9 protein-coding genes are annotated in these 6715 nt (G+C 61.4%); 5 read left to right on the top strand and 4 right to left on the bottom strand.

Annotated elements, in window-relative coordinates; all coding sequences use genetic code 11:
* Positions 1 to 72: 72 nt before the first annotated feature.
* Together ACW9HX_RS21630 and ACW9HX_RS21625 are read right to left on the bottom strand one after the other, a co-directional pair.
* On the bottom strand, positions 73 to 678 hold the full coding sequence (locus ACW9HX_RS21630) for a pyridoxamine 5'-phosphate oxidase family protein (protein WP_457382172.1): 606 nt from the start codon (positions 676 to 678) through the stop codon (positions 73 to 75).
* Between the two features lie 17 nt (positions 679 to 695).
* Positions 696 to 1181: a GNAT family N-acetyltransferase gene (locus ACW9HX_RS21625; RefSeq protein ID WP_457382171.1), complete on the bottom strand. Its 486-nt coding sequence runs from the start codon at positions 1179 to 1181 to the stop codon at positions 696 to 698.
* 142 nt (positions 1182 to 1323) lie between these two features.
* Here ACW9HX_RS21625 and ACW9HX_RS21620 point away from each other — a divergent pair, with 142 nt between their 5' ends.
* The 3 genes from ACW9HX_RS21620 to ACW9HX_RS21610 are packed head-to-tail and all read left to right on the top strand — an operon-like array spanning position 1324 to position 3371.
* Entirely contained in the window at positions 1324 to 1749 is a 426-nt protein-coding gene (locus ACW9HX_RS21620; RefSeq protein ID WP_114884994.1) for a YybH family protein, read from the top strand.
* A 40-nt stretch (positions 1750 to 1789) separates the two neighbouring features.
* Positions 1790 to 2134 (top strand): YciI family protein, encoded by a 345-nt coding sequence (locus ACW9HX_RS21615; protein ID WP_007951101.1) that lies wholly within the window; start codon positions 1790 to 1792, stop codon positions 2132 to 2134.
* Positions 2127 to 3371, top strand: a complete 1245-nt coding sequence (locus ACW9HX_RS21610; protein WP_457382170.1) for an RNA polymerase sigma factor — start codon at positions 2127 to 2129, stop codon at positions 3369 to 3371. The genes ACW9HX_RS21615 and ACW9HX_RS21610 overlap by 8 nt, the downstream gene beginning before the upstream one ends.
* 265 nt (positions 3372 to 3636) lie before the next feature.
* Here ACW9HX_RS21610 and ACW9HX_RS21605 read toward each other — a convergent pair whose 3' ends face one another.
* Positions 3637 to 4362 (bottom strand): SDR family oxidoreductase, encoded by a 726-nt coding sequence (locus tag ACW9HX_RS21605; RefSeq protein ID WP_011335572.1) that lies wholly within the window; start codon positions 4360 to 4362, stop codon positions 3637 to 3639.
* Between the two features lie 111 nt (positions 4363 to 4473).
* Between ACW9HX_RS21605 and ACW9HX_RS21600 the strand changes: the two genes are divergently transcribed.
* Positions 4474 to 5310, top strand: a complete 837-nt coding sequence (locus ACW9HX_RS21600) for a LysR family transcriptional regulator (protein ID WP_457382169.1) — start codon at positions 4474 to 4476, stop codon at positions 5308 to 5310.
* Position 5311: 1 nt separating this feature from the next.
* Here the strand turns inward: ACW9HX_RS21600 and ACW9HX_RS21595 are convergent, their stop codons facing one another.
* Positions 5312 to 6166, bottom strand: a complete 855-nt coding sequence (locus ACW9HX_RS21595; RefSeq protein ID WP_457382168.1) for a LysR family transcriptional regulator — start codon at positions 6164 to 6166, stop codon at positions 5312 to 5314.
* An 88-nt stretch (positions 6167 to 6254) separates the two neighbouring features.
* Here ACW9HX_RS21595 and ACW9HX_RS21590 point away from each other — a divergent pair, with 88 nt between their 5' ends.
* Entirely contained in the window at positions 6255 to 6692 is a 438-nt protein-coding gene (locus ACW9HX_RS21590; RefSeq protein WP_457382167.1) for a multidrug/biocide efflux PACE transporter, read from the top strand.
* The last annotated feature ends 23 nt before the right edge of the window (positions 6693 to 6715 follow it).

Below are 6715 nucleotides of genomic sequence, written 5' to 3'. Positions count from 1 at the left end.
TAGTTTGACTGACCCACCGCCTTCGCGAGCAAGCCCGCTCCCACAAGGGAAAATGGTGTTTGCAAGTTTTGGTCAGTACAGCGTGTCGAGCACTCGCTTCGGGGCCTCGCGATCATAGGCCTCGGCATCAAACTGCCCATCATTCAGACGCTTGTGAAACGCACCCGCCGTCGGCAGCGCCGAGCGTGGCAAGTGCGTTTCAGGATTCCAGGCATCCGAACGCACAAACGCTTTCGAGCAATGAAAGAACGCCGCCTCCACCGTCACCAACAACACCGTGCGCGCCGGTTTGTCGTTCACCGCGAAGCTTTCCAGTAACTCGGGATCAGCGCTGATGGTAGCCGTACCGTTGACCCGCAACGTCTCGCCAATCCCCGGAATGATGAACAGCAGCGACACCCGCGGATCGTGCAACACGTTGCGCAGGGTATCGATGCGGTTGTTGCCCGGGCGATCCGGCAGGGCCAGGGTGCGCTCGTCAATGATCCGCACAAATCCCGGTGCGTCCCCGCGCGGAGAACCGTCGATGCCATCGGCGCCCACCGAGCTGACAATCACCAGCGGCGAGACCCGGACCATCGCTTGATAGTCCTCGTTGAGAAACCCGATCTGCTTGCGCACTGCCCGCTCGTGAGGCAATCCGTAAATAGCTTCCAGTGCTTCGATTGAGTCGATCATCGTTGCTCCCTCGATGATTAGAAGAACAGTCCCATGCGCCGTTCGTAACCGATGCGACCCTTGTACGCTTCGCCGCTGTCGACGAAACCGTACTTGGCGTACAGCGCAATCGCGGCGTCGTTGTCGGCATCCACCGACAGTTCCAGCCCTTTGATTTCCGGCCAGGCCTGGCGCGCAACGTCCCGCAGCGCCAGCAGGCAGGCCCTGCCGTAACCTTTGCCTTGGGCCCGATGATCGACCTGCAAGGCATGCAGGGTAGCGCTGTGTTCATCGGCCCACTCTGGCAGGACCGGCGGTCGCTTGAGCAGCAGGAAGGCCACCGGCACGTCTTCGGCGAGCAGCGCAAAACCTTTCACGCCGGGGCCGGGTTTCGACAGCAGGGTGTGCAGGGCGCCGTGGATGTCGCCGGAGAATTTGATCTGCTCGGCGTGGATTTCAATGGCCTCGACCTGTTGGCGTTGTGTGGCGTTCAGGCTTTCGTAAGGCACGAGTCGGGCTGACACGGGAATTTCCTTTTTCCTACAAAGTTGAGTCCCGGATTCTAGCGACTTTGTCTTCTTCGGAATTTTTTTGTTTCAACTGTCGATCCGGCCAATCGCCGAACGACAAAGGGTGTCTTCACAACAAAAACCAGGGAGAAAACCCATGAGTACGCAAGCGCAGATTCAAGCCATCATCGACACCTACCGGCAGGCCGTCATGACCAAGGACGTGGAAAAGGTCATGACCCTGTACGCCGACGACATCCTTTCGTTTGATGCCATCAAGGCTCTGCAATTCAAGGGCAAGGAGGCCTACCGCGCCCACTGGGTGGCCTGCATGGAAATGTGCCCTGGCCCGCACATCTTCGAATTCCACGAAATCGCCATCGAGACCGGGGACAACATCGCCTTCGCCCACTGGGTCGCCAACTGCGGCGGCACCAATGACAAGGGCGAAACCCAGAGTTGCTGGATGCGCGCCACCGCCTGCTACCGGCTGGTCGGCGGGGCGTGGAAAATTGCCCACGAACACTGGTCGGCGCCGTTCGATCCGATGACTGGCTCGACCCTGTTCGATGCGAAACCCTGATCTTCAGCCATAGTTGATCCGTCCGATTCAGGAGAACGCCATGAAGTATTTATGCCTGGTCTATAGCGATGAGCGTCTGCTGCATTCGTCGCCCGACAGCCCGGAAGACGCCGAATGCTGGGCCTACGCCGAGTCGATCCAGGGCAGTGGCCGGATGGTCGCCGCCGAAGCACTGGAGTCGGTGCAGACCGCCACCACGGTGCGCATGCGCAACGGCAAGTTGTCGATCACCGACGGCCCGTTCGCCGAGACCAAGGAACAGTTGGCCGGCTTCTACCTGATCGATGCGCGGGACCTCAACGAAGCGATCCAGGTCGCCGGCAACATTCCGGCGGCCCGGGTCGGCAGTGTCGAAGTGCGTCCCGTGCGGCAGTTGAATGTCTGAGGTCAGGGCGCGGGTCGAGCAGGTCTATCGCGAAGACTCGCGGCGGATCCTCGCGACTCTGATCCGCTTGCTCGGCGATTTCGACCTTGCCGAAGAGGCCTTGCACGAGGCCTTCTTCGTCGCGGTCGAGCGCTGGCAGCGCGATGGCGTGCCGGACAATCCGCGCGCGTGGCTGGTGTCCACCGGGCGCTTCAAAGCCATCGACGTGTTGCGCCGTCGGGCACGGTTCAAGGCCTCGCAGCCGTTGTTGCTGGCGCAGCTCGAAGAGCTGGAGCAGTCCGAATGGGACGCCGAAGACGTGGAAGACGATCGCCTGCGCCTGATCTTTACCTGCTGCCACCCGGCGCTGGCGGCGGACGCGCAAGTGCCGCTGACCCTGCGTGAAGTCTGCGACCTCACCACTGAAGAAATCGCCCGCGCATTCCTCTCGGCCCCGGCGGCGATTGCCCAGCGCATCGTGCGGGCCAAGGCGAAGATCCGCGACGCGAAAATCCCTTATCAAGTCCCGAGCCTGAGCGAATTGCCCGAACGCCTCGATAGTGTGTTGCGGGTGATTTACCTGGTGTTCAACGAAGGCTACTCGGCGTCCGGCGGCGCCCAGGTCACCCGCGAAGACCTGACCCGCGAGGCGATCCGCCTCGGGCGGTTGCTGCTGGAGTTGCTGCCAGATCCGGAAGTCATGGGGTTGCTGGCGTTGATGCTGCTGCATGAATCGCGACGGTCGGCGCGCTCATCGCCCGATGGTGAACTGATTTTGCTCGATGATCAGGATCGCAGTGTGTGGAATGCCGAGTTGATTGCCGAAGGCTGCGATCTGGTGGAGCGGGCGCTGACCACCGGGCGCTTCGGGCCGTACTGCCTGCAAGCGGCGATTGCGGCGGTGCATGCCGAAGCGCCGACGGCGGGGGAGACGGATTGGGAGCAGATCGTCGGGCTGTATGACGTGTTGTTGCGGGCAGTGCCGTCGCCGGTCATCGAGTTGAACCGGGCGGTGGCGGTGGCCAAACGTGACGGGGCGCTGGCGGGGTTGACCTTGATCGAAGGAATTCTGGAGCGCGGGGAGTTGCAGGATTATCACCTGGCGCATTCGGCGCGGGCGGAGTTTTGTCGGCAGTTGGGGCGGGTTGAGGAGGCTCGGGTGGCTTATCGGCGAGCCTTGGAACTGACCCGGCAAGAGCCTGAGCGGCGGTTTATCGAGGCGCGGCTTTCGGCTCTGGATCGCTTGCCCTCACCCTAGCCCTCTCCCGAAGGGAGAGGGGACCGATCCGGGGATATTGGAGAGATACGCCGACCTGAACGGTTCGATGTGAATCCATAATCCACCAGATCTTTCAGGTCGGCGTATCGCATCAGACACCTCGGCGCTGTCGTCAGCGAATTGCTGTGAATCCATAATCGACTCGGTATTTCAGGTCGATGTATGACGCAAGACACTGCGGTCAGTCCCCTCTCCCCCCGGGAGAGGGTTAGGGTGAGGGTGCTTTTGATTTTGTCTTTCGGCTTTAGGCCTGCTGCCGAGTAGCCGCCATCACAATCTCCCGAATGCAAACCCCCTGCGGCTGCCCATACGCATAGGCAATCGCCGTCGCCACATCCTCGGCACTCAACACCGTCCCACCCATGTCCTGCTTCCAGGCCTGATACCCGGTCTTGATCGCCTCATCCGTGGTATGGCTCAACAATTCGGTCTCCACCGCACCCGGCGCAATTGTGGTCACCCGCACGTTATGCGGCGACAGCTCTTCACGCAGGTTTTCCGACAACCCATGCACCGCAAACTTGGTCCCGACATACGCCACATGGTTCGGGAACGTCTTGCGCCCGGCCACCGAGCTGACGTTGATGATCGTGCCGTGCTTGCGCTCGATCATCCCGGCAACCACCGCGTGCACGCCGTTGAGCAGGCCTTTTACGTTGACGTCGAGCATCTGGTCCCACTGCGCCGGGTCCTGTTTGCTCATCTCGCCCAGCAGCATCACCCCGGCGTTGTTGATCAGCGCATCGGCCGGGCCGAACTGCGCTTCAGCCTCGGCCACAGCGGCCAGCAACGCAGCGCGGTCAGTGATGTCGACGCGGCGGCTGAGGGTGTTCGGCAGTGCCAGTGCTTCGAGGCGTTCGATGCGCCGCGCCAGCAACAGCAGCGGATGGCCGGCAGCGCTCAAGCGGCGGGCGGTGGCTTCGCCGATGCCCGAGCTGGCGCCGGTGATGATGATCAAAGGCTTGCTCATGGTTGAACTCCTGAGATAAGAAAAACAAATAACCAGATTCGTGACGCAGTATATTTAGCCCGCTGGAGGCTGAAAAATGCCTTATTCCTCTGTCTGCTATCGGAATCTCCTATGGATATCCGCCATCTCAAAGCCTTCCTCGCCGTGTTCGAGGAACGCAATATCACCGCTGCCGCGCAACGGCTGTTCATCAGCCAGCCCACGCTATCGGTGACCATCAAACAGCTGGAAGAAGAACTCGGCGCGACGCTGTTTGTGCGTCAGCCCCGTGGTGTGGAAGTCAGCGACGAAGCGCGTCTTCTGTACCCGCAGGCACGACGGATGGTGGCCGAGTCCGAGGCACTGAGCCGGATGTTTCGCGGCCGCGAAAACCGCGCGCCGCTGACCCTCGGCATCGAGGGCGACATCGCCGCCTGTCACATCGAAGCCTTTGTGCGCATGGCTCATCAGGCGTTGCCCAATTTGCTGCTGACGCTGGAGGAGGGCTGTCACGGCGATGGTCGGTTGGCGGTCGAGGAAATGTGCTGCGAGGACGAACTGTTCTTGCCGCTGTGGGAAGAGTCCTATGTGATGGCGCTGCCCCTCGATCATCCGATGGCCAACGCGCAGGCCGGCTGGGCGCCGATCGAGGACTGGATCACCTGCCCGCAACATCCTTCGCATCAGCGGTTGATGGCGCTGTACGGACGCTCGCCGGAAGTGGTGGCGGGGCATGCCGGTTCATTGCAACAGGCGTTGCACATGGTGGCGGCGGGTGTTGGTGTGGCGATGTTGCCGCAGTCGCTGGTCAGCGGGCATGAACGCATCGTCGTGCGCGCGCTGCACCTTCCGGCGCCGACCCGGCGGGTGGGATTGTGTTATGCGGCGCAGGCGCTGGAGTTACCGACGATGCGTGGGTTGCACGAATATTTTCAGGTCAATCGCCCGGCAGCGATCGAAGCCGCCTGAGCTATTCCAGCATTTTGCTGAGCAACCAACTCCCCGCCGGCCCCGGCGGGTACAGCCGCGACCACAGCGCATCGACGAACACCGGTTTCGGCCAGCCGCGCACCTTCAGCTCAACCAGCAAATCATTGCCGAAACGCTCCACCAGCCAGCGCGGCAGCGGTGCCCAGCCGAAGCCTTTTTCGGCCATTTCCAGCAGCATCAGATAACTCGGCGCCGACCATACCCGACCCTTGCCGCGACTGTCGTAGGGGTTGACGATGGTGGCCAGGCGCAGTTCGCGATGTTGCTCTAGGACCGTTTGATCGACGGATTCCAGTGCCGCCAAAGGATGGTTACGACCGACGAATAAAGCAATTTCAGTACGTTCGGCGACAGTCGCGGTCGCCAGATCCGGCGGGTAGTTGTCCTGCATCTCGGCGAATGCCAGATGCGCTCGACCCCGTTGCACCAGTTCGATCAGGTCATCGCACTCGGCGATCAGGCATTCCAGCTCCAGATCCGGATAGCGTTGCTCGAAGCCCACCAATGCGGCTTCGAAGCGGTCGGACTGATAAGTGTCGGAAATCGCCACCGTGAGTTTCGGCTCGACGCCCTGGGCCAATTGCCGGGCGGTCATTTCCAGGCGACTGGTGGCCGACAGAATCGCCTCGGCCCGTTGCAGCATCACGTGGCCGGCCGGGGTCAGGGTCGGTTTGCGGCTGCTGCGGTCGAACAGGATCAGGTCCAGATCAATCTCAAGGCTCGCCACCGACGCACTCACCGTCGACTGACTGCGCCCGAGTTTGCGCGCCGCCGCCGAAAAAGAGCCTTGAGTCGCCGCCTGGACAAACGCCAGCAACACTTCCTGAGACGCCATGAACTATCGCCTTTATCGATGGTTATTGGTTATGAAGTATCGGTGTGGTGCTGGATCATGGCAACCATCTTCACAGAGGACTTCGGCCATGACTGCCAACAAATCCATCACTGAACGTATCTTCCAGGCCATCGGTTTCGAACTCTTGGCAATTCTGATCTGCACTCCGCTGCTGGCGTGGATCATGGGCAAACCGCTGGTCGAAATGGGCGCCGTCACCATTGCCATCGCGTTGCTGGCCCTGGGCTGGAACGTGGTGTTCAACGGCTTCTTCGACCGCCTGCTCAAACGCTGGAACATCGCCCACAACGCCTGGATACGGGTGGCGCACGCGCTGCTGTTCGAGGGCGGTTTGATCGTGATGGGCGTGCCGCTGATTGCCTGGTGGTTGTCGGTCAGCCTGTGGCAGGCGTTCCTGCTCGACATCGGCGTGCTGCTGTTCTTCCTGCCGTACACCTACGTGTATCACTGGGGTTATGACGTGGTGCGCGAGCGGCTGGTGATGCGCAGCGTCTGCCAGAACTGAAAACAAAAAATCGCAGCCTGCGA

Source organism: Pseudomonas sp. SDO52101_S400 (genome assembly GCF_054071635.1).
This window is presented reverse-complemented; position numbering and strand designations above follow the sequence as displayed.

Bases quoted from the DNA above. Each gene is read 5' to 3' on its own strand.
- ACW9HX_RS21610 (WP_457382170.1), top strand. From the start codon at position 2,127: ATGTCTGAGGTCAGGGCGCGGGTCGAGCAGGTCTATCGCGAAGACTCG.
- ACW9HX_RS21595 (WP_457382168.1), bottom strand. From the start codon at position 6,166: ATGGCGTCTCAGGAAGTGTTGCTGGCGTTTGTCCAGGCGGCGACTCAA.
- ACW9HX_RS21590 (WP_457382167.1), top strand. From the start codon at position 6,255: ATGACTGCCAACAAATCCATCACTGAACGTATCTTCCAGGCCATCGGT.
- ACW9HX_RS21620 (WP_114884994.1), top strand. From the start codon at position 1,324: ATGAGTACGCAAGCGCAGATTCAAGCCATCATCGACACCTACCGGCAG.
- ACW9HX_RS21605 (WP_011335572.1), bottom strand. From the start codon at position 4,362: ATGAGCAAGCCTTTGATCATCATCACCGGCGCCAGCTCGGGCATCGGC.
- ACW9HX_RS21600 (WP_457382169.1), top strand. From the start codon at position 4,474: ATGGATATCCGCCATCTCAAAGCCTTCCTCGCCGTGTTCGAGGAACGC.
- ACW9HX_RS21630 (WP_457382172.1), bottom strand. From the start codon at position 678: ATGATCGACTCAATCGAAGCACTGGAAGCTATTTACGGATTGCCTCAC.
- ACW9HX_RS21615 (WP_007951101.1), top strand. From the start codon at position 1,790: ATGAAGTATTTATGCCTGGTCTATAGCGATGAGCGTCTGCTGCATTCG.